This is a genomic window from Gordonia sp. GONU (assembly GCF_024733855.1).
Lineage (GTDB): Bacteria > Actinomycetota > Actinomycetes > Mycobacteriales > Mycobacteriaceae > Gordonia > Gordonia amicalis.
This window is the reverse complement of record NZ_JANRHB010000002.1, coordinates 62,236-82,601: the sequence shown is the minus strand read 5'-3', so window position 1 is coordinate 82,601 and position 20,366 is coordinate 62,236. Positions and strand designations below refer to the sequence as shown.

Below are 20,366 nucleotides of genomic sequence, written 5' to 3'. Positions count from 1 at the left end.
ATGACCATCGGACGCAAGGTGCTGCTCGGTGTGCTCGCCGTGGTACTCGTGATCGCCCTGGTCGTCGTCGGCTGGACGGTCTTCCTCCGGTCCACGACGAACACCTTCACCGCCTACTTCGGATCGGTCGCGAGCCTCTACGAGGGTGATCCCGTGCGGGTCCTGGGTGTGAACGTCGGCCGGGTCTCGAAGATCACGCCCCGCGAGAACGACGTGAAAGTCGAACTGCGCGTGGACAAGAGCGTCGACATCCCGGAGGACGCGAAGGCGGTCATCGTTGCGCAGAGCCTGGTGTCGGGGCGTTTCGTCCAGCTGACCCCGGTCTACTCGGGCGGCCCGGTGATGTCCGACGGCTACGACATCCCGATGGATCGCACGGCGGTCCCGATGGAATGGGATGACATCAAGGCCCAGCTCACGAAGCTGACCGAGGCGATCGGTCCGGAGGGTCCCGACCAGGGCTCGGCGGCCAGGGCGGTCAACGTCTTCGACGAGAATCTCGAGGGCAACGGCGCCGCGATCAACAAGTCGATCCGCGAGGTCTCCGACGTCATCGGCACCCTCGCCGCCGGCCGGGGAGATCTGTTCTCGACGATCCAGAGTCTGCAGAAGCTGACCGACGCGCTGTCGGGCAGCCACGAGCAGCTCGTGCAGTTCAACGGCCGGCTCGCCTCGGTGAGTTCGGTTCTCGCCGACAACACCACCGAGCTCGACGAGGCGCTCAAGGGCCTGGACTCGGCGATGACCGACGTGCAGGGCTTCATCGACACCAACAAGGACGCACTGGCCTCGTCGGTGGAACGGCTGCAGGCGACCACCAAGATCGTCGCCGACAAGAACGAGCAGGTCGAGGGCGTGCTGCACTCCGCGCCCAACCAGCTCGCGAACTTCTACAACATCTACAACCCGCTCTCCGGCTCGCTGTCGGGCGTCTTCGGCCTGGGCAACGGCACCAACCTGATCACGCTGCTGTGTGGTTCGATGGATGCCACCAACCGTCCGGGAACGTCGATGCAGGACATCGACAAATGCGTCGAGATCCTCGCGCCGGTGCTGTCGTCGATCTCGATGAACTACCCGCCCTTCCTCACCAACCCGGTGCAAGGAACCAATGCGCTGCCGAGTCAGCTGCAGTACCAGAATGCGAACGTGAAGGCGCGGGCGCAGGCCGGCGTGCGGCGCATCGACAACGAGACGCGGCGGGACAACGCCGGTTCGCCGCTCGGAAACCTCCTGGTGCCGTTCGGGGGTGACCGATGACCTCGGCACGCCTACGCGGCGGACTGGCCGCAGGCGCGGTGGCGCTCACCGCGCTCCTCGCCGGATGTTCTTTCGACGGACCGAATTCGCTGCCCGTGCCGGGTGCGGAGGGGACCGGCGGCGGCTCCTACCAGATCACCGCCCTCATCCCGTCCGCCGCCGGACTGGTGAACAACGCCCCGGTCCTCATCGACGATGCGAACGTCGGCAGCGTCGGCGACATCGCGGTGAAGGACTGGAACGCACAGGTGACGATCCGTCTGAACGACGGCGTCATCGTCCCGCGCGGTTCGCATGTGATGGTCGGGATGACCAGTGTGTTGGGCTCGACGCACCTGGAGATAGTCCAGCCCGCCGAACCGGAGGGCGGACGCCTCGAAGCGGGCGACGAGATCCCGCTGACCAAGTGTCCCGAACAGTCCAACATCGTCACCGATCCCAAGGTGCCGACGGTGCCCGACATCAATGCCGCGCAACAGGTCGCGGCGTGCACCTACCCGAGCACCGAGCAGGTGCTGAGCTCGCTGTCGGTGGTCCTCAACGGCGGCGGGCTGTCGCAGGTGGGCGACATCGTGCACGAGATGAGCCAGGTGTTCGGCGGACGTGAGACGCAGATCAAGAAACTCATCCCGCGGCTGACCACCCTGGTTGCGGATCTGAATGCCCAGAAGGACAACATCATCCGCGCCACCGAGGGGCTTGATCGCCTGTCCCGCACGATGAACGAGCAGAAGGACACGATCGAACGAGCGCTGGACGCGAGCCCGCAGATCCTGCAGCTGCTCGTCGACCAGCGTCAGCAGTTCCTCGACACCCTCGCCTCGGTGTCGAAACTGTCGAAGACCGCCAACGACATCCTCGGCGCCAACTCCGAGGACATCGTCACGATCGTCAAGGGAATCGAACCCGCCCTCGATCAGCTGCAGGCCTCGGGACCGGCGATGACGCAGTCGCTGAACATCCTGCTGACCTTCCCGTTCTACGAGCCGACCATCCGCCAAATCGTCAAGGGCGACTTCGTGAACTCGGATCTGACCCTCGACCTCACGGTGGACCGGCTGAGCGAGACGATGTTCGCCGGCCTGGGCGTCACCGGCCCAGAAGGCGTGTTCGGCCGCCCGGCCGGTGCGGCCGCTCGCGGACTCAACCCCTTCACCGCGCCGTTGATCCCGGGTGGTGAGAAGCTTCCCGACACCGCGGAACCGGTTCCGGCCAATCTCATTCCACCGGTGCAGGTGCCGTCGCCCACGGCGCCGCCGACGGTGCCCTCGTATGCGGGAGGTGGGCGCTGATGAAGATCACTCGATTCGTCCGGATCCAGCTGATCATCTTCTCGATCGTCACCGTGATCGCGATGGTCGCGATGGCGCTGTTCTACATCCGGATCCCGTCGATGTTCGGCGTGGGCAGCTATCGGGTGCAGCTGAACATGGAGACCAGCGGCGGCCTGTACCAGAACGCCAACGTCAGCTATCGCGGCGTCTATGTCGGCAAGGTCGACTCGGTCAAGCTCACCGACGACGGCGTCGCGGCGACGCTCGTCATCGACAACGGCACCGACATCCCGGCGTCGGCGGTGGCATCGGTGCGCAGCGTCTCGGCGATCGGTGAGCAGTTCGTCGAGTTCACCCCGAACAAGAACCCGCCGGCCGACGCTCCGACCGGGTACCTCCACGACGGCACCGAGGTCACCGTCTCCGAGGTCCCCGTGGAGATCTCGACCATGCTCGACCAGGCCGACGCGATGCTGCAGGAGATCGGCGACACCAAACTCCGGTCGCTGGTCGACGAATCCTTCGTCGCCTTCAACGGCACCGGTGAAGCGCTGCAGCGGCTCCTCGACTCGATGACCCTGTTCATCGGCGAGGCCAACAACAACACCGACACCACCATCGCACTCGTCGAGCAGGGGGCTCCGCTGCTGGCGACGCAGTCCCGCACGGCCGACGACATCCGGGCGTGGACCCGTGACGTCACCGCGTTCACCGACCAGCTGCGGGCCGATCGTCCCGAGATCGGCGACATCCTCCGCAAGGGGCCGTCGACGACGTCGAAGGCACAGAAACTGTTCGAATCGCTCGGCGGTTCGTACCCGTTGCTGGTGTCGAATCTGGGCACGATCGCCCAGACCCAGGCGATCTACCTGCCGAACTGGAAGCAGATCCTGGTGCTCTATCCGCGTCTGATGAACTCACTGATCACCGCCCTGAACACCGGCACCAACAACTACGGGCCGAATGTGAACTTCTCGCTGGGCTTCCAGGACCGGCCGGTGTGCAACATCGGCTTCCTGCCCAAGGAGGAGTGGCGGTGGCCGTCGGCGCAGACCGCGCGCGAGCTGCCGCCGGGAATGCTCTGCCGGGTGCCGCAGAACTCCAACGTCGCCGTGCGCGGCGCCCGCAACTACCCGTGTGCGGAGTTCCCGGGCCGCCGCGCGACGACGCCGGCCGAGTGCCGCACGGGCTACAAACCGCTGCCGGGATCGGTCGATCCGTTCCAGAGCGGTCTTCCGTTCGGCTTGAAATGGCAGCCGGCGTCCTCCGGTACCGTGACACCGGGCACACCGAAGGACTTCACCCCGGAGCCCGCGGTGTACGCCACGACATACGATCCGGAGTCGGGCAACTTCATCGGACCCGACGGCAAGACGTACAACGCCGGCACGGGGAGTGAAGGGCAGGGACAGAGCAGTACATGGCAGACGATGATCAGCAGGACGGTCAGTCCGTGACGCCTGACGGCACCACGTCGACCCCGGTCACCACGAGCCCGGCCGGCACGGCACCGAGTCGCACCGCCCAGACCGACCGTCGGAAGCCGACGAGGCCGGTCCGGTCGGCGCCGATCCGACGTGGCCGCCCGGCCGGAAAGAAGCCCGCGGAGCAGACCCCGGTTACCGAGACCCCCGTTGCCGAGACCGCCGCCGCCGAGACCCCGGTCGAGTCGGCCGAGGAGACGACGACCCCCGCAGTGCCACTCGCCGAGCCGGACGCCGGGTCGGAGATCGCTCCCGATCCCTCCGAGGTCGAGAAGACGGTCAGCTACCGCGAGCGACGTCGGGCACGTCTGGCGTCGAAGTCCCCGGAGAAGGCCGGCAAGGGCAAGGTTCGCTACCGCGGGTCGGGCCGGCGATCGCCGCGGGCCGTGGTCGGCGTCGTCGTCGCGATCGTGGTCATCGTCGTCTGCGCGGTGGCCTCGGTGGTGTTCGCGCTGGGCATCGCCCGGCAGAACGAGCAGAACGATCTGCGGGCGGAGTACTCGGCGTTCGCCTCGCAGGTGCTGATCAACCTGACGAGCATGAATCCCGACACCGTCGACCAGACGCTGAGGTCGGTGCAGGACGACACCAGCGGCAAGGTCAAGCAGGAAGTGCAGAACAACATCCAGCAGGTCGCCTCGCTCGTGCGGGACGGCAAGCTCGAGACCAAGTCGATCATCCTCAGTTCGGCGGTCACCAAGGCCGAACCCGACGAGGGTTCGGTGATCATGGTGTTCGGCTGGCATCAGCAGTCGCTCGACGGCCAGACCCCCGCCCAGGACAAGGTGTTCCGCTGGCGTGTGGACATGACCCGGATCAACGGCGACCTGAAGATGACGGATTTCGAGTGGGTGGCGTGATGGCAGGCAAGACATCCGGGCTCAGCAAGGCGCGCCTGGGATTGATCGTGCTGGCCGTCCTCGTGGTGGCGACCGTCGCGGCCACCGCGTTCCTCGGCTACCGGTACACCCAGGGCCGTGCGGAGGAGGAAGCGCGCGAATCCTCGCTCGCCACCGCCCGCGACTACGCGAACACCATGTTCGGGTACAACGCCGGGAACGTCAGCGATCACATCGACCAGTCGATGAGCGTGCTCACCGGCCCGGCCAAACCCGAGTACACCAAGCTGATCACCGAGAACAACCTGGCCGCGGAGGTTCGCAAGCAGCAGGTCGTCTCGGAGGTCACCATCCAGGACGCCGGCGTGGTCACCAACACCGCGGACACCTCGCAGGTGCTGATCTTCATGAACCAGTCGGTCACCCGTGGCCAGAAAGAACTCGTCAGCATCAACCCGTCGCGGCTGACCTTCGACATGGAACGCCAGGGCGGGCGCTGGATGATCAACCACATCGAGGTCATCACCGACGACACCTTCCGCTCCAAGCTCGAGGTCGTCGAGTCCCTGCCGCCTGATGCCAAGCCGGTGCCCGGACAGTCGCCGGCGCCCTCCCCGGCCCCGGCAGCGCCGCCGGCCCCGGGACCGGGCGCACCCGCAGTACCCGTGCCCTGATCCACGCCGTCCGCCCCTGCTGATCGAGCCGCGTGCCCCGATCGAACCGGTGTCGAGCGCAGGGCGGAGCCGTGTCGAAAATCCCGTTGCGGGACGCCGAGAGCGGGCGTAGTTTCGCGGTTACACAGGGAAGGAGGTGGTCTGATAGTGATTTCTCATCGGACATGTGAGGTGACCATCCGTTAGCAGCTGACCGTGTGGCATTCGTGTCGCCGGAGGTGGGTCACCACCTCATCAGCGCCAACGAATACCAGGTGGTCACCCGGCCCCCGCATCCCGACCCGGTCCGGTCGGCACGAGGCTCGTTCGAGCGATGTGGGGGCCGTTCCGTGTCTCGGGCCCTCTTGTCCGGCCACCACTCGTTCCCGGCACCACGGCCATCGGTGATCCGCGTAGCGCACTACTCGTGAGGCCCGGCTCCAGTGGGAGTGAACTGGAGCAGTCCACCGTTGTACGTGCCACGAATACCTGCCAGAGGGACACCGGCCAGAGGGAGAGAACGATGGTCACCACGAACGCTGTCCGTGAAGACCCGATCGAACCCGGTCTCGACGGCCCTGACACCAATGAAGCGGCCGACCGCGACAGCCATTGGGAAGACGGCTACTGGGGCCCGGGCGACACGGATTTCGGAACCGCGACACCACCGCGTTTCGCCTTCGCCGATCCCCACGCCGCCGGGCTCTTCCACGCGGAGGGCGAGCACGTCACGATCCACAACCGGGGTGGCGACTCCGCGGCCGCCGTCCTCTTCCTCGACGGCCGCGTCGAACTCCGTCCGCTCGGCCCCGGCGAGGCGATCACCTTGCCCGGCGAGGACTCGTTCACCTATGTACAGGCACCCCGTAGAGCCGACGGTCGTCCGGTGATCTACGGAGGGGTGTGGGTCCACCAGGGTCGCGCGATGCCGGTGACCATCCCGATCCCGTCGGAGCGGGAGTTCCTCGCCCAGCGCTACCTCACCCCGTGGAGCGCCGACTGGGTCGGCGGCCTCGCCGGCTGTCGGCTCCGGGATCCCGCGGAGGACCACATCTCCTACCAATACCGTTCGGGGGGAACGACATTCACGGTCCGTAATGCCGGTGACGCCTGGATCGCGGTTGTGCATCGGACCGGGACGGAGTACAGCGTCGTCGAGTGCGGTCCGCATGAGCGGGTGGACTTCCCGGTCTCCCCGCACTCCGCCTGCAGTGACGTGTTCTCGGTCGTGGGACTGCGACTCGACGGCTCACCCGGACGCGGTCCGTACATGTCGGCGTCCGGGACGGTTCATCCCGGGTGGGCGGGACGGCCGGGGGTGGCCACGGCCTACGGATCGGTCGTCATCATGCTGGGGGCCCTGGTCTACAGCGCTCTACCGAAGCGGAATCTGTATCTGGCCTTCTCGGATCGCCGGCGCGGTTGCGGACGGGTGCACCGCTGAGAGGACGGCGACGGGAGATGTCCGGTCAGCCGACGTGGCGGCGGAGCTTGGCCGAGAGCCGGGGGATGAGGTCGCCGTCGGTGTCGACGCGCTCCTCGACGTAGGCCAGGTCGCCGTCGGGGACCAGACCATAGAGGCGCTTCGCCCCGCCGGCGCGGCGGCCGGACTGGGACTTGATGACGACGTCGGTCGCCAGCTCCCACGAGGTCTGGTTGAGGGGAGTGCCGTAGAAGAGCTCGACCGAACCCTCGGCGTGGGCGAGCAGCAACTCGATGGTGTCGTCCTCGCCGATACGCCAGAAACCGGATTCGCGGAGGTCTGGTCGGACGAAGACGGCGTCGTCGTCGATAACCCACGAGCGCGACTCCCAGGTGAGGAAGTTCTGGCCGTCATGCGAGACGACGATCTGCTGCGCGAAGTGGTAGTCGGTGTCGGTGTCCGCGTCGTGGCCTTCGCCCTCGCCGCGCCAGACACCGACCAGCGGCAGAAGCGCCAGCAGACCGGGATGGAGATCGGCGCCCAGACGAAGGTTCGCGGTGTCGGCGGGCAGCGGGAGGTCGTCCCAGGTGGGGACGTTGCGCTCGCGGCTGCCGGACTCGACGGCCCGTGCCTCGGCCTGGCTTATCGCCTCATCGCCGGAGCGATGAGCGACACCGTCGCCCATGGGCACGGAGCCGGCAGGCTCGTCCGCGGCTCCACCGGTTCCCGGGTGGGACGTCACGACTCGTCGGTGACCAGGCGGTAGAGGGTGTAGACACCGAACCAGGTGATCAGCACGGCGGCCAGGATCAGCAGGATTTCGAAGAAGAGGACCACGAAGCAAATTCTAACCCGGGCTCCTGCGGAGGGTTCAGCGGGTGCCCTTCGAGACGCTTCGCTCCTCAGGGAACGGATCGGTGCTCCGGCAGGCGCTCCTCAGGGAACGGATCGGTGCTCCGGCCGGCGCTCCTCAGGGAACGGATCGGTGCTCCGGCAGGCGCTCCTCAGGGAACGGATCGGTGCTCCGGCAGGCGCTCCTCAGGGAGCGGATCGGTGCTCCGGCAGGCGCTCCTCAGGGAGCGGATCGGTGCTCCGGCAGGCGCTCCTCAGGGAGCGGATCGGTGCTCCGGCAGGCGCTCCTCAGGGAACGGATCGATGCTCCGGCAGGCGCTCCTCAGGGAACGGATCGGTGCTCCGGCAGGCGCTTCTCAGGGAGCGGATCGGTGCTCCGGCAGGCGCTTCTCAGGGAGCGGAAGAGGTCCCGGAAACGACGAAACCCGGTCACCGCAGTGCGGTGACCGGGCGGCGTCGTGAGGTCTCGGACACCCACGACGAGGAGTGCATCACTTGGAGACGGTGATGTCCTGCTCGTGGATGCCGGGGCCCTCGGGGCTGATCGACGCATCGCCGTTGCCGACGGACGAGAGGGCGCGAAGCGTCCAGGTGCCGGGGGCGGCGAAGAATCGGAAGTCGCCGGTCGGCGAGGCGACGACCTCGGCGGTGAACTCACCGGTCGAGTCGAGCAGACGCACGAAGGCGCCGGCGACCGGGTTGCCCGAGCCGTCGGTGACCTGCCCGGTGAGGACGGTCTCCTTCTCCACGTCGACGCCGGCAGGCAGCTTCTGTCCCTGCTTGGGTGCAGCACACATAGTTGTTACTTTCCTTCTCCGAGTTCGATCGGCGCGCCGACCAGCGAGCCGTATTCGACCCAGCTTCCGTCGTAGTTCTTGACGTTCTTCTTGCCGAGCAGCTCGGTCAGCACGAACCAGGTGTGGCTCGAGCGCTCGCCGATGCGGCAGTACGCGATGGTCTCGCGGCTGTCGTCGAATCCCTTGCCCGCGTAGAGAGCGGTGAGCTCTTCGTCGGACTTGAAGGTGCCGTCTTCGTTCGCCGTGGTCGACCACGGGATGTTGATGGCGCCGGGGACGTGGCCGCGCTGCTGTGCCTGCTCCTGCGGGAGGTGCGCCGGCGCGAGGATCTTGCCGGAGAACTCGTCAGGGCTGCGCACGTCGACCAGGTTCTTGGTGCCGATGGCGTCGATGACCTCGTCGCGGAACGCGCGGATGCTCAGGTCGGGCGAGGAGGCCTTGTACTCGGTGGCCGGGCGGGTGACCGCATCCGAGGACAGCGGACGGCCGTCGAGCTCCCACTTCTTGCGGCCGCCGTCGATCAGCTTGACGTCGTTGTGGCCGTACAGCTTGAAGTACCAGTAGGCGTAGGCCGCGAACCAGTTGTTGTTGCCGCCGTACAGGATCACCGTGTCGTCGTTGGCGACGCCACGCTCGGACAGCAGCTTCGAGAAGCGATCGGCGTCGACGAAGTCGCGGCGGATTCCGTCCTGCAGGTCCTGCTTCCAGTCGAGCTTGATGGCGCCCGGGATGTGGCCGCCGTCGTAGGCCGAGGTGTCCTCGTCGACCTCGATGAAGACGGTCTTGTCGGCATTGAGGTTCTGCTCAGCCCATTCGGCGCTGACCAGGACGTCGGAGCGTGCCATGTCTGGTTCCTTTCGGATGGATATCTGGTGGTGGATGGATCTGTGTGGCGAAACAGCGGCGAGGCGCGGACGGACGCCCGCGGGCTCTGATCTGTGATGAGCGAGGAGGCGTGTGAAGAGAGGACTCAGGCCTCGGTGAAGACGCACCCCGTCGTCATCGGCGGTGCGCAAGATGCGGCTGCAGGGCAGCGCATGTAGGGCACACCGTCAGCGGTGCGTGCGACAGCAACAATCGGCGACACGACAGAAGTCGATCGCCCGGCGGCGTGTGAGCAAGTACTCACGGCGCTGTTGCATGCCCACGAGGGTACAACAGTGCCGATCGGAGTCCGAACCCCCGGGTGGACTGCGCTCTGACCAGCGCGGAAAGGCCCCGGGTGGAGCGGTGTGCGCTGGGTCCGGCGGGTGTCAGAACCGGCCGGGCCGGAGGCCGGCCGGGCCGGAGTCGGCGACGAGTTGCACGTCGCCGCCGAAGCTCTCCGCGCGTTGGGCCACGAGTCCCCAGGCCATCGGGAGCGGGGGGAGCACCATGCTGAAACGGTCGAGTACAGCCGCGCGCATCTCCTCGGGGACGTCGGCGTCCACGTGTCGTTCGGGTCCGGTGTAGAAGTCGGTGGCCCGGATCTCCAGTGCGCCGTCGGTGACCGAGAGGTCGACCGCGACGCTGACCCGAACCTTCGGCCCGGTGAACGAGGACGCCGACGGGGGATCATCGGCGGCGAGACCGGCGTCCGGCGGCAGGGCGACCGTGCCGGTGAAAACGACACCCTCCGAACGGGAGACGACGCCGTCCTGGGGGCCGCCGCCCCCGGCCTTGCCGTCTGGGGCGGGCGTGCTGACCGTCAGATCGGTGATACGCAGATAACGCGCGAGGGTGACCGCGTCGAGGCGGGTGTAGACCGAGATCGACGAGGTGTGCAGAACATCACTCCCGGTGAAATCCCCTCGTTCCGGGCCCTGGAAACGGCCGAGTGTGGCGCCGAGTTCGCCTCGGCAGATGCCGCGGGCGGGTTCGCAACCGGGTAGTTCGACACCGCGAGCGGCGATCGTCGCCCCGGAGTAGTCACCCTTCGACGCCTGGGTGAGGAACGGGAACCCGGCGAGTGTCACCTCGGGATCGAATGGGACGCGCGGTGATTCGGCGAGGGCACGGGCGAGTCGGTGCTCGCTGCGAATGGCCGCGCCGATGTCGACGAGCAGTACCGATGCGGCGGCGACAACCGCCACGGTGACCGCGATGACGAGGACTTTCCGGATGCCCGACATGCTCGGACGACCATCCTCTCCGTCGTGTCCACCGATCGCCCCGACTCGACTTGTTAACAGCGAAGTGCGCGGATGGCGCTATTCTGTCACCTATCTCGCACACGTTGGTAAGCCAGAGTAAACAATCTTCGGTGGCGTGTGCGGAGGCGTTCACAGCGTGGTGGGCGGATTGGATGGTCTGGGACGGGGACGAACGAGATCGGAGTGCTAGGTGGATCTCTTGTTGTTGACGGCCGATCCCAATCCGGAGTCGGTCCTGCCGTCGCTGTCGCTGCTCGCTCACAACGTGCGTGTCGCCCCGACGGAGGTTTCCTCACTCATGGAGGCGGGCAACGCGGACGTGGCCCTGGTCGACGCACGCGCGGATCTGGCGGCGGCACGAGGGCTGTGCCGGCTGCTGGGTAGCACCGGCTCCTCGGTGCCGGTGGCGGCCGTGCTGACCGAGGGCGGATTGGTTGCGGTCAATGCGGATTGGGGCATCGACGAGTTCCTGCTCCCGGGTACGGGACCGGCGGAACTCGACGCGCGGTTGCGCCTGCTGGTGGTGCGCACCCGCGGAGTGGCCGCCGAGGAGACGTCGGGGAAGGTCACGCTCGGGGAGCTGGTCATCGACGAGGGGACGTATACCGCGCGACTGCGTGGACGTCCCCTCGATCTGACTTACAAGGAATTCGAACTCCTGAAGTACTTGGCGCAGAACGCAGGTCGTGTGTTCACGCGCGCTCAGCTGCTGCAGGAGGTGTGGGGGTACGACTTCTTCGGCGGTACGCGCACGGTCGATGTGCACGTGCGCCGTCTCCGCGCCAAGCTCGGCAGCGAACACGAATCGCTGATCGGCACGGTCCGCAACGTCGGATACAAGGCGGTGCGGCCCACGCGCGGTCGGGCGGCCCAGGCCGAGGTCGAGGATGTGCCGGAAGGCGTTGCGCCGGAAGCTGATCCGGGCGAGTTCGACGACACCCTCCACGGTCCGGAGACCTTCGATGAGGAGTTCAGTGCCAGCGCCGGAAACTGACCGAATACAGGTACGACGAGGCGCCGCCCCCGCGGAGGTCGTCGCCGAGGCACACCGCATGGTGCGTGCGGCGACCTCTGCCGACGGCGTCGCTCCGCTCTCGGACGAGGCGGTCAAAGCGATTGACACCGGCGCGGATTCGCCGGTCATCCACGTGTGGTCCACAGGTGCCTACGCCAACGTCGTGCCCGGTCGGGACGGCGAGCCGTCGATGATCGAGGCAGTCGTCGACCCCGAGCGGCGGCGCGAGGGACTGGGGCGCTCGCTGCTCGACGCCGCTTTCGCCGCGGCGAAGCAGGAAGGGCTCCCGGCCCGGGTGTGGGCGCACGGCGATCTGCCCGGTGCAGTCGCGCTCGCATCGGCGATGGGACTGCAGAAGCGGCGCGAACTCCTGCAACTACGGCGCCCGGTCGGTGAGGGACACGAGCTCCCCGAACTCGTCGTCGATCCGGGTCTCACACTCCGGACGTATGCCGGGTCGGACGACGATGCAGAGATCCTGCGCGTCAACAACGCCGCCTTCGACTGGCATCCCGAACAGGGCGGCTGGGAGCTCGATCAGATCGCCGAGCGGGTCGCGGCCGACTGGTTCGACCCGGAAGGTCTGTTCCTCGCCTTCGACGCCGAGGATCCGGCACAGCTCCTGGGTTTCCACTGGACCAAACAGCACGATGCCGATCTCGGCGAGGTGTACATCGTCGGTGTCGATCCGCAGTCGCAGGGGCGCGGGCTCGGGAGGCTGCTGACGCTTGCCGGACTCCACCACCTCGCACGGCGCGGTGTCGCCGAGATCAACCTCTACGTGGAAGGCGACAACACGGCGGCCGTGCGCACGTATGAACGCCTGGGCTTCACCAGGTATGCCGTCGATGTCGCCTACGGGTGAAAGCCGCGGCTCAGCGCGGTCCGCATCGCCCCGACGATGTCGCCGGTGTGTGGCTCCCGCTGAGTAACGACACCTGCGTTGCGTAGATCACTTCCCCCCCGTGCCGCAGGTCGCGGCACGCCATTCGCACCTGACCGCCTTGGGTGGTTCACCTTCCGTTCACCTTCTGTCGGGGATTCGGCCACCCGGCGCGCATAGCTTTCCTTTTCGGACACTCCGGACACCCGGGCCTCGGGACGGAGCACGATAAGGAAAGGCAACACCTGCGGTGAGAATCAAGCGGAACGGCGCTCTGGCGGCGGTGTCGGCGATCGCGGCATTGACCCTGGTGACGGCGTGTGGTGGGGGAGACACTCAGACGGTGAGTGGCGAGGGATCCACCGCCCAGCAGAAGGCCATGGAGCACTTCAGTCAGATCCTCTCGGACGACAGCGACATCGTCCTCGACTACACCGGCAGCGGCTCCGGTGACGGCATCAAGAAGTTCATCGCCGGCGACGTCGACTTCGCGGGTTCGGACTCGGCCCTGAAGGGCGACGAGATCACCAAGGCCAAGGAGCGCTGCAACGGCAACGACGCCTGGCATCTGCCGATGGTCGTCGGACCGGTTGCGGTCGCCTACAACCTCGAGGGCGTCGACAACCTCAAGCTCAATCCCGCAGTCATCGCCAAGATCTTCAACGGCAAGATCACCAAGTGGAACGATCCGGCGATCGCCGCACTCAACCCGGGTGCGCAGCTGCCGGGCGGCAACATCGTCCCGGTCTACCGCTCCGACAGCTCGGGCACGACCGACAACTTCCAGCGGTTCCTGCAGAACTCGGCGCCGAACGACTGGCCGTATGAGCACAGCAAGGAATTCGCTCCCAAGAACGTCGGTTCGGGCGCGTCGAAGTCGACCGGTGTCGGTGACACGGTCAAGAAGACCCCCGGCTCGATCAGCTACGTCGAGTGGGGCTTCGCCACCGAGAACAAGCTCGGTGTCGCCGACATCGACTTCGGAGCGGGTCCGGTCGAGCTGAACGCGGAGAGTGCCGGCAAGGCCCTCGACGCGCTGGAGTTCAAGAACCCGGCCAGCAAGGACCTCGTCGTCGACACCGACGCGCTGTTCGCGTCGAAGGCCCCGGGTGCCTACCCGCTGTTGCTGACGCCCTACAGCATCGTCTGTTCGGCCGGTTACTCCGACGAGGCGACCAGTGCCACCCTGAAGGATGCGTTCACGAAGATCCTCGGCGACGGCCAGACCGGTCTCGCGGAGATCGGCTACGTGCCGGTGCCGCAGAACTTCAAGGCCAAGCTGCAGGGCAGCATCGACGCGCTTGCCGGCAGCGGCAACGCCTGACGTGACACAACGGAACAGTGCATGCGGGGCCGCCAGGAATTGCGGCCCCGCATGTGCGGTTGACACACTGACACGACTCTTCGCGTGTCGCACGGACTGTGAGCAGTGGACCGGGAAGTGGCCCCAATGACCAGAGCGGAAGCACAAGAGGGACGCATGACGTCGCTGAGCAAAGAAAGTGGTGCGATCCCGCCGGATTCGGATGGGACGAGCCTCCCCGGGTCGTCGCCCGACGGCGCCACACCCAGCAACCTGCACTCGGCGGCGCGTCACCGTGTGGCCGACCAGGTGTTCCGCAACCTGGCGGTCGGTTCGGGCTTCGTCGTCTCGCTCGTCATCGGGCTCATCGCGCTGTTCCTCCTGGCGCAGGCCATCCCGTCGCTGGCCAAGAACGAGGAGAACTTCTTCACCTACACCGGTGACTGGATCACCAGCGGCAACCAGCTCGCGTTCGGCATCCCACAGCTGTTCTACGCGACGGTCGTCGTCTCCGTCATCGCCCTGCTCATCGCGATGCCGGTCGCGCTCGGGATCTCGATCTTCCTCACCGAGTACGCCCCCAAGCGCCTCGTCGGACCGATCACCTACACCGTTGACCTGCTCGCCGCGGTTCCCTCGATCGTGTACGGCCTGTGGGGCATCCTCGTCCTGGGCCCCGCGCTGGTGCCGGTGAACGAGTGGCTCGTCGGCCACCTCGGTTTCCTGCCGTTCTTCCAGCAGCCCACCCAGGTCGCGAACATGTCCACCGGTGGCACGCTGCTCACCGCGGGCATCGTGCTCGCGGTTATGATCCTGCCGATCATCACCGCGGTCACCCGTGAGGTCTTCATGCAGACGCCCAAGGGGCACCGTGAGGCCGCTCTCGCCCTGGGCGCGACGAAGTTCGAGGTCGTCAAGCTGGCGGTGCTGCCCTTCGGCTTCTCCGGCTACATCTCCGGTTCGATGCTCGGCCTCGGTCGCGCGCTCGGAGAGACGATGGCACTGCTGCTGATCATCTCCACCGCCGGCCCGATGAACTTCAACCTCATGGAGAGCGGCGAGACCTTCGCGACCAAGATCGCCAACAACGCCGCCGAGTTCGACTCACCGGCCAAGACCGGCGCCTACATCTCCGCCGGACTCACCCTCTTCGTCCTGACCTTCATCGTCAACGCCGCCGCCCGCGCGGTCGTCGCCGGAAAGAAGTGACCATGACCGTCACAACGCCCTCTCGATCGGCCGACCCGGTCAAGAAGCCGACCGGCTTCGCCCCGCTCGCGAAGCGTCGGCGCCTGACCGATCACATCGTCCGGACCTCGGTCATCGCCGCACTCGTCATCGCCTTGGTCCCGCTCGTGTGGCTGGTCGCCACGCTGGTCATCCGCGGCATCGAACCACTGCTCGACATCGACTGGTGGACCCTGCCCGAGCGCAAGGGCGGCGCGGCGAACGCCATCGTCGGAACGCTGATGCAGACCGCACTGGCCGCCGTGATCTCGATCCCGCTCGGCATCTTCGTGGCCATCTACCTCGTCGAGTACGCCACCAAGAAGTCGCTGCTCGCCCGGGTCACCACCTTCATGGTCGACATCCTCTCCGGAGTCCCGTCGATCGTCGCGGCCCTGTTCGTCTATGCGGTGTGGCGCACCAGCCTCGGACTGCCCCGCTCGGGGTTCGTGGTGGCCATCGCGCTGGTGCTGCTCATGGTGCCGCTCGTGGTCCGTGCCACCGAGGAGATGCTCAAGATCGTCCCACAGGATCTGCGCGAGGCGTCGTATGCGCTGGGTATCCCGAAGTGGAAGACCATCGCGAAGATCGTGCTGCCGACGGCCCTCTCGGGCATCGTGACCGGCGTGATGCTGGCCATCGCACGCGTGATGGGGGAATCGGCACCCGTGCTCATCCTCGTCGGCTCGACGCGCGCGATGAACTGGAATCCCTTCGAGGGCAACCAGGAATCACTGCCGCTGATGATGGTTCAGCAGTACAACAACGGGCCCGGTGCCTTCGACAAGGTCTGGGGCGCGGCCCTGTGCCTGGTCATCCTCGTGGCCATCGTCTACTTCGGGGCCAAGGTCGTGTCGAAGATCTTCGCACCCAAGACATCCTGAGTCTCTGCGACTCTGAGACCACCCCCGGCCCGGTGAACGGGTCGACACTGTAGAAACGGACAACGTCATGGCAAAGCGCCTCGACATCAAAGACCTGAACATCTACTACGGCGACTTCCATGCGGTGAAGGACGTGACCCTCGAGGTGCCGCCGCGCTGCATCACCGCCTTCATCGGCCCGTCGGGCTGCGGCAAGTCGACGGTCCTGCGCACCCTGAACCGGATGCACGAGGTCACCCCCGGCGCCTACGCCGAGGGCAGCGTGCTGCTCGACGGCGAGGACATCTACGGCCGCAACGTCGATCCGGTGAGCGTGCGCGCCACGATCGGCATGGTGTTCCAGCGACCCAACCCGTTCCCGACGATGTCCATTCGCGACAACGTCGTCGCCGGCCTGCGCCTCCAGGGCGTGCGCAACAGGGCCGAGCTCGACGAGGTCGCCGAGCGCAGTCTGCGCGGCGCGAACCTCTGGGAAGAGGTCAAAGACCGTCTCGACAAGCCCGGCGGCGGGCTCTCCGGCGGCCAGCAGCAGCGGCTCTGTATCGCGCGGGCCATCGCGGTCTCCCCGGACGTGCTGCTGATGGACGAGCCGTGCTCGGCGCTCGACCCGATCTCGACGCTGGCGATCGAGGATCTGATGGGTGAGCTCAAGAAGGAGTACACGATTGTCATCGTGACCCACAACATGCAGCAGGCCGCCCGCGTCAGCGACCAGACCGCATTCTTCAATCTCGAAGGTGTCGGTCAGCCCGGACAGCTGGTCGAGATCAGCGACACCGAGACGATGTTCTCGAATCCGACGAAGAAGGAGACCGAGGACTACATCTCGGGACGCTTCGGCTGACGCACGCACCAACCCTACGAACAGGGCTCTTCCCGGTGACGGGAGGGGCCCTGTCTGTTTGCTGCTCACATGTTGATCAGGAGAATGACCAGCAGAGCGGTGAGCGATGCGATGACGCCGAGGTAGGTGATGATCTGCCGTCGGTGGGCGGCGGCCGCGGCGTCCTCGTCGGTCATCGCATTGAAATCGGGTTCGATCGGCTGATGCTGGCCCATGTCCGCCACCATAACGGGGACATGTGCAGCTGTGAAATCGTTCCCGGGCGTAAATCGCGCCAGATGTTCACTGACATGAAGAGAGGCCGAGTTCAGTTCATCCAACTGAATCCTCGGCCTCTCGAAATGTGTGCCCTCGCTCCCCGGGAAGGGTGAGCGAGGAAGATCACCCGATGTTCTGGAACTGTTCGGGGGTCTTGCCGGTGGCGGTGAACACCACCCGGCGACCGATCAGCACGGCATGATCTGCGAAGCGTTCGTAGTAGCGACCGAGCAGGGTCACATCCACCGCCGCGGCGACGCCGTGCTGCCATTCGCGGTCCATCAGGACGGTGAACAGGTGGCGGTGGAGATCGTCCATCGCGTCGTCGTCTTCCTGCAAGCGCAGCGCAGCCTGCGGGTCGCGGGTCACCAAGACCTCATGCGCATTCTTGGCGAGGGTCACCGCGAGCCGGCCCATCTCCGCGAAGTAGCCGTTGACCTCCTCGGGGAGGGCCTTTGCCGGGTGGCGACGACGGGCGACCTTGGCCACGTGGAGGGCGAGGGCACCCATCCGGTCGGCGTCGGCGACGATCTGGAAACCACTGACGACTCCGCGGAGGTCGCCGGCGACCGGGGCCTGGAGAGCGAGGAGCGCGAAGGACTGTTCCTCCGCGCGGGCCGACAACTGTGCCATCCGTTCGCTGTCGCCGATGACCTCTTCGGCAACGGCGAGGTCGGCCTGCAGGAGCGCCTGGGTGGCACGCGACATCGCGGTACCCGCGAGTTCACACATTTCACCCAGGACGTTGGTCAGCTCCTCGAGTTGCTCTTGGTAGGCAGTACGCATGTACCCAGGGTACGTCGGGGAACGGTCTTCTTCCCTCACGGTCGATGAACGCAGCGTGAACGACCGGCGCGGTGACGTCGTCGTCGTCTCATCCGGACGATCGTGCTAGGTACAGGTCGTGTCGCCCGCGTTGGTGACGGCGAGGTCGTTGGGCAGATCGCCAGTGTTCTCGGCCGGCGTGAGCTGCTCGACGTTCACCGTGGCCCCGGCGTCGGGCACCGATCCCAGCTCGCCGGTGAAGTCGGACCCGAGGATGAGTTCGACCCCCGATTTGACCGTCCGGTCGAGCTGGATCTCGGCGCCGGGGAACATGGCGGCCAGCGTGGCGGCCGCGTTCTGCTGTCCGGTGCCGTACCGCACGACGGTGTCGTCCCGATTCTCCGACGCGTCGGCCACACCGCGGACGTCGAAGCCGTACGGCTTCAACTGGTCGGAAACCTCGGCGGCGAGACCGGTGGTGCTGGTCCCGTTGAGCACGCGGATACCGATGTTGCCGGGATTCTGCGCGGTGGCGTTGATCCGTCCGGGGGTCTCCGTCGAGTTCCTGGAACTCGGAGCTCGCGAGGGCGCCTTGGACGTCGGCTTCTTCTTCTCGACCTTCTCGCCGGGCAACGGCAGGTCGTCGATGATCGCGTTGAAGATCGCATCGACGTCGTCGGTGCGTGGGATCTCGTTGTTGGAACCGTCGGTGGTCGTGCCGGAGGTGGGGATGGTCAGGAACGAGACGCGACCGGCCTCGATGCCCTGCATCGACTCGGCGAGGTTGATCAGCGATTGGGTGTCGACGCCGTCGACGTAGCTGTACTCGATGAACGTGTTGACGATGCTGTTGAGCTTGTTGGGGTTCGCCAGCACGTTGCCCGACAGCGTCGAACGCAGCAACGACGACATGAACAGCTGCTGACGCTTGATGCGACCGTAGTCGCCGTTGCCCTCGGAGGCGATGTTGCGGGCGCGGACATAGTTGAGGGCCCTGCGCCCGGTGAGCTTCTGTTTGCCGGGTTTGCGGAGGATGTTGCCGAGCTCGTAGTCATAGAGTGGCACCGTCGAGCACACCTCGACACCGCCGATCGTCCGTACGACCTGCTCGAAGCCGTAGAAGTCCATGCCGATGAAGTGGTTGATGTTGAGGCCGCTCATCTGCGTCAGCACCCGGACGAGGCACTGCGGGCCGCCGTAGAAGTAGACGCTGTTCAGCTTAACGCCGCTCTGTGCCTGCATCTCCGCGCCGTACTCGCCGGTCTCGTTGTCCCACGAGTTGCATGCGGGCTGGTCCACCTGGAGGTCGCGCGGGAAGGACACCGCGACGACGCGCTCACGGTTGGCCGGGACGTTGACCAGGATGACGGTGTCGGAGCGGGCGCCCTCGGCATCGGCTGTGGTGCCCGCACCCACCTTCGCGTTTTTGCCGCCACGCGTGTCGGTGCCGACGATCAGGTAGGTCTCGTCGCCGTTCTGGGCGTCCTTGTTGCGGATGTTCTTGTCTTCGGCGTCGACGGCGGTGACATTGCGCCAGTTGCCGTTCCACGACTGCAGGTAGTTCCAGACAAAACCGGTGCCGACCAGGGCGGTCACACATGCGATGGCCACCAGGATGCGTCCGGTGGCGGTGGTCTTTCGGACGAGTGCACCGCGACGGTCGCCGCCGCGTCCCGGGTGGCGGCGGGGCGCCTGGCGGAGTTGGAGTGGACCGGTCAGGTCGGGGGTTCGTTCGAGCGGTTCACGAGGGGTCGGCGGTTCGCCCGGGGGGATCGCGGCCGGGGGTACCAGCGCGTCCTGGGCACGCGACTCCTCGAAGGCGCGCTGGGCGGTGGCGTGGTCCGACAGGTCGGGTGCGGGCTCGCCGGGTTTGTCACCGATCGTGGGGATCTTCTGGGTGACGTCGTTGTCGAAGCGGTGGATCTCGGTGGGACGATCGTCGGCCGCGGGCTGGCCCTGGTCGCTCCGTCCGAGCGGAGGACGAGGGGGCCGTACCTGATCGGGCTGCGCCGGGTCGAAGCGGCGAGATCGGCTGCGGGTCGTCGGCGGGATGTTCGCGTAAGGGCCGGCCGGGGGTGCCTGGTCGGGCGCGCCGGCGCGGGAGCGTCCGCGGCGGGGGGAGTCGGCCGGGGGCGTCCGGGGTTCCTCCGCGTTCATCTGCTCCATGAGCTCGCGGACGGTCAGTCGGGTCCGCCCGCGGACGAAGCGATCACTGGAACGCGGCTCGCGGAGACTCGGGTGCGCTCCCGGCGGCGAGGCGTCCCGGGCGCCGGGATCCACCGGCGGACGGCGGTCGTTCGCATCGTCGGGACGCCCGGCACGACGGCCACGACGAGACCGGTTGGTCTCGTCTCCCGCCTCCGGTTCGTCCGGTCCCGATGTCCGACTCAATGCACGTTCCTCTACCCCGTAGGTCTCGAATGCGCATGACCGCGCGTCGGGGCTGATCGACGCGGCGCGCACGCACGCAGGG

19 protein-coding genes are annotated in these 20,366 nt (G+C 66.8%); 12 read left to right on the top strand and 7 right to left on the bottom strand.

Annotation, left to right across the window (positions count from 1 at the left end; all coding sequences use genetic code 11):
* The 6 genes from NWF34_RS02330 (at position 1) to NWF34_RS02305 (ending at position 6,954) form a co-directional block, all read left to right on the top strand.
* Positions 1-1,260: an MCE family protein gene (locus NWF34_RS02330; protein WP_006436983.1), complete on the top strand. Its 1,260-nt coding sequence runs from the start codon at positions 1-3 to the stop codon at positions 1,258-1,260.
* Entirely contained in the window at positions 1,257-2,552 is a 1,296-nt protein-coding gene (locus NWF34_RS02325) for an MCE family protein (RefSeq protein WP_006436982.1), read from the top strand. Before NWF34_RS02330 ends, NWF34_RS02325 begins: the two co-directional genes overlap by 4 nt.
* Complete coding sequence (locus tag NWF34_RS02320; protein WP_006436981.1) at positions 2,552-3,991, top strand: MCE family protein; 1,440 nt, start codon at positions 2,552-2,554, stop codon at positions 3,989-3,991. The genes NWF34_RS02325 and NWF34_RS02320 overlap by 1 nt, the downstream gene beginning before the upstream one ends.
* Positions 3,988-4,878 carry a hypothetical protein gene (locus tag NWF34_RS02315; protein WP_006436980.1) on the top strand — a complete coding sequence of 297 codons (891 nt, stop codon included), beginning with the start codon at positions 3,988-3,990 and terminating at the stop codon, positions 4,876-4,878. The genes NWF34_RS02320 and NWF34_RS02315 overlap by 4 nt, the downstream gene beginning before the upstream one ends.
* On the top strand, positions 4,878-5,531 hold the full coding sequence (locus tag NWF34_RS02310) for a hypothetical protein (RefSeq protein WP_258324147.1): 654 nt from the start codon (positions 4,878-4,880) through the stop codon (positions 5,529-5,531). Before NWF34_RS02315 ends, NWF34_RS02310 begins: the two co-directional genes overlap by 1 nt.
* A gap of 502 nt (positions 5,532-6,033) precedes the next feature.
* Entirely contained in the window at positions 6,034-6,954 is a 921-nt protein-coding gene (locus NWF34_RS02305; protein WP_258324146.1) for a hypothetical protein, read from the top strand.
* A 25-nt stretch (positions 6,955-6,979) separates the two neighbouring features.
* Here the strand turns inward: NWF34_RS02305 and NWF34_RS02300 are convergent, their stop codons facing one another.
* The 4 genes from NWF34_RS02300 to NWF34_RS02285 all read right to left on the bottom strand — a co-directional run bounded on the left by NWF34_RS02300 (position 6,980) and on the right by NWF34_RS02285 (position 10,693).
* On the bottom strand, positions 6,980-7,675 hold the full coding sequence (locus NWF34_RS02300) for an FABP family protein (protein WP_375295613.1): 696 nt from the start codon (positions 7,673-7,675) through the stop codon (positions 6,980-6,982).
* Positions 7,676-8,276: 601 nt separating this feature from the next.
* On the bottom strand, positions 8,277-8,582 hold the full coding sequence (locus NWF34_RS02295) for a DUF1416 domain-containing protein (protein ID WP_006436976.1): 306 nt from the start codon (positions 8,580-8,582) through the stop codon (positions 8,277-8,279).
* A gap of 5 nt (positions 8,583-8,587) precedes the next feature.
* Positions 8,588-9,427 carry a sulfurtransferase gene (locus NWF34_RS02290; protein ID WP_006436975.1) on the bottom strand — a complete coding sequence of 280 codons (840 nt, stop codon included), beginning with the start codon at positions 9,425-9,427 and terminating at the stop codon, positions 8,588-8,590.
* A 408-nt stretch (positions 9,428-9,835) separates the two neighbouring features.
* Positions 9,836-10,693 carry a DUF2993 domain-containing protein gene (locus tag NWF34_RS02285; RefSeq protein ID WP_258324145.1) on the bottom strand — a complete coding sequence of 286 codons (858 nt, stop codon included), beginning with the start codon at positions 10,691-10,693 and terminating at the stop codon, positions 9,836-9,838.
* A 211-nt stretch (positions 10,694-10,904) separates the two neighbouring features.
* On the opposite strand from NWF34_RS02285, the gene NWF34_RS02280 reads away from it, so the two are divergent.
* The 6 genes from NWF34_RS02280 (at position 10,905) to pstB (ending at position 16,870) form a co-directional block, all read left to right on the top strand.
* The gene (locus NWF34_RS02280; protein ID WP_258324144.1) at positions 10,905-11,708 is read left to right on the top strand and encodes a response regulator transcription factor; all 804 of its coding nucleotides are present in this window, start codon (positions 10,905-10,907) and stop codon (positions 11,706-11,708) included.
* Positions 11,677-12,594 (top strand): mycothiol synthase, encoded by a 918-nt coding sequence (mshD, locus tag NWF34_RS02275; RefSeq protein ID WP_375295612.1) that lies wholly within the window; start codon positions 11,677-11,679, stop codon positions 12,592-12,594. Before NWF34_RS02280 ends, mshD begins: the two co-directional genes overlap by 32 nt.
* Before the next feature lie 268 nt (positions 12,595-12,862).
* Positions 12,863-13,936, top strand: a complete 1,074-nt coding sequence (gene pstS / locus NWF34_RS02270; protein ID WP_258324142.1) for a phosphate ABC transporter substrate-binding protein PstS — start codon at positions 12,863-12,865, stop codon at positions 13,934-13,936.
* Between the two features lie 156 nt (positions 13,937-14,092).
* Positions 14,093-15,124, top strand: a complete 1,032-nt coding sequence (gene pstC, locus NWF34_RS02265; protein WP_258324242.1) for a phosphate ABC transporter permease subunit PstC — start codon at positions 14,093-14,095, stop codon at positions 15,122-15,124.
* A gap of 2 nt (positions 15,125-15,126) precedes the next feature.
* Positions 15,127-16,026 carry a phosphate ABC transporter permease PstA gene (gene pstA, locus NWF34_RS02260; RefSeq protein ID WP_258324141.1) on the top strand — a complete coding sequence of 300 codons (900 nt, stop codon included), beginning with the start codon at positions 15,127-15,129 and terminating at the stop codon, positions 16,024-16,026.
* A 67-nt stretch (positions 16,027-16,093) separates the two neighbouring features.
* Positions 16,094-16,870 carry a phosphate ABC transporter ATP-binding protein PstB gene (pstB, locus tag NWF34_RS02255; RefSeq protein WP_096274626.1) on the top strand — a complete coding sequence of 259 codons (777 nt, stop codon included), beginning with the start codon at positions 16,094-16,096 and terminating at the stop codon, positions 16,868-16,870.
* Positions 16,871-16,935: 65 nt separating this feature from the next.
* On the opposite strand, the gene NWF34_RS02250 is transcribed toward pstB, so the two are convergent.
* The 3 genes from NWF34_RS02250 to NWF34_RS02240 form a co-directional block, all read right to left on the bottom strand.
* Complete coding sequence (locus NWF34_RS02250) at positions 16,936-17,085, bottom strand: hypothetical protein (protein ID WP_227026271.1); 150 nt, start codon at positions 17,083-17,085, stop codon at positions 16,936-16,938.
* A gap of 166 nt (positions 17,086-17,251) precedes the next feature.
* On the bottom strand, positions 17,252-17,914 hold the full coding sequence (phoU, locus tag NWF34_RS02245; RefSeq protein WP_006436966.1) for a phosphate signaling complex protein PhoU: 663 nt from the start codon (positions 17,912-17,914) through the stop codon (positions 17,252-17,254).
* Positions 17,915-18,019: 105 nt separating this feature from the next.
* The gene (locus tag NWF34_RS02240; RefSeq protein WP_258324241.1) at positions 18,020-20,284 is read right to left on the bottom strand and encodes an LCP family protein; all 2,265 of its coding nucleotides are present in this window, start codon (positions 20,282-20,284) and stop codon (positions 18,020-18,022) included.
* Positions 20,285-20,366 lie beyond the last annotated feature (82 nt).

Coding starts and splice junctions, on each gene's coding strand:
- NWF34_RS02330 (WP_006436983.1), top strand. CDS start 1: ATGACCATCGGACGCAAGGTGCTGCTCGGTGTGCTCGCCGTGGTACTC.
- NWF34_RS02325 (WP_006436982.1), top strand. CDS start 1,257: ATGACCTCGGCACGCCTACGCGGCGGACTGGCCGCAGGCGCGGTGGCG.
- NWF34_RS02320 (WP_006436981.1), top strand. CDS start 2,552: ATGAAGATCACTCGATTCGTCCGGATCCAGCTGATCATCTTCTCGATC.
- NWF34_RS02310 (WP_258324147.1), top strand. CDS start 4,878: ATGGCAGGCAAGACATCCGGGCTCAGCAAGGCGCGCCTGGGATTGATC.
- NWF34_RS02305 (WP_258324146.1), top strand. CDS start 6,034: ATGGTCACCACGAACGCTGTCCGTGAAGACCCGATCGAACCCGGTCTC.
- NWF34_RS02295 (WP_006436976.1), bottom strand. CDS start 8,582: ATGTGTGCTGCACCCAAGCAGGGACAGAAGCTGCCTGCCGGCGTCGAC.
- NWF34_RS02290 (WP_006436975.1), bottom strand. CDS start 9,427: ATGGCACGCTCCGACGTCCTGGTCAGCGCCGAATGGGCTGAGCAGAAC.
- NWF34_RS02285 (WP_258324145.1), bottom strand. CDS start 10,693: ATGTCGGGCATCCGGAAAGTCCTCGTCATCGCGGTCACCGTGGCGGTT.
- mshD (WP_375295612.1), top strand. CDS start 11,677: ATGAGGAGTTCAGTGCCAGCGCCGGAAACTGACCGAATACAGGTACGA.
- pstC (WP_258324242.1), top strand. CDS start 14,093: ATGACGTCGCTGAGCAAAGAAAGTGGTGCGATCCCGCCGGATTCGGAT.
- pstA (WP_258324141.1), top strand. CDS start 15,127: ATGACCGTCACAACGCCCTCTCGATCGGCCGACCCGGTCAAGAAGCCG.
- pstB (WP_096274626.1), top strand. CDS start 16,094: ATGGCAAAGCGCCTCGACATCAAAGACCTGAACATCTACTACGGCGAC.
- NWF34_RS02250 (WP_227026271.1), bottom strand. CDS start 17,085: ATGGGCCAGCATCAGCCGATCGAACCCGATTTCAATGCGATGACCGAC.
- phoU (WP_006436966.1), bottom strand. CDS start 17,914: ATGCGTACTGCCTACCAAGAGCAACTCGAGGAGCTGACCAACGTCCTG.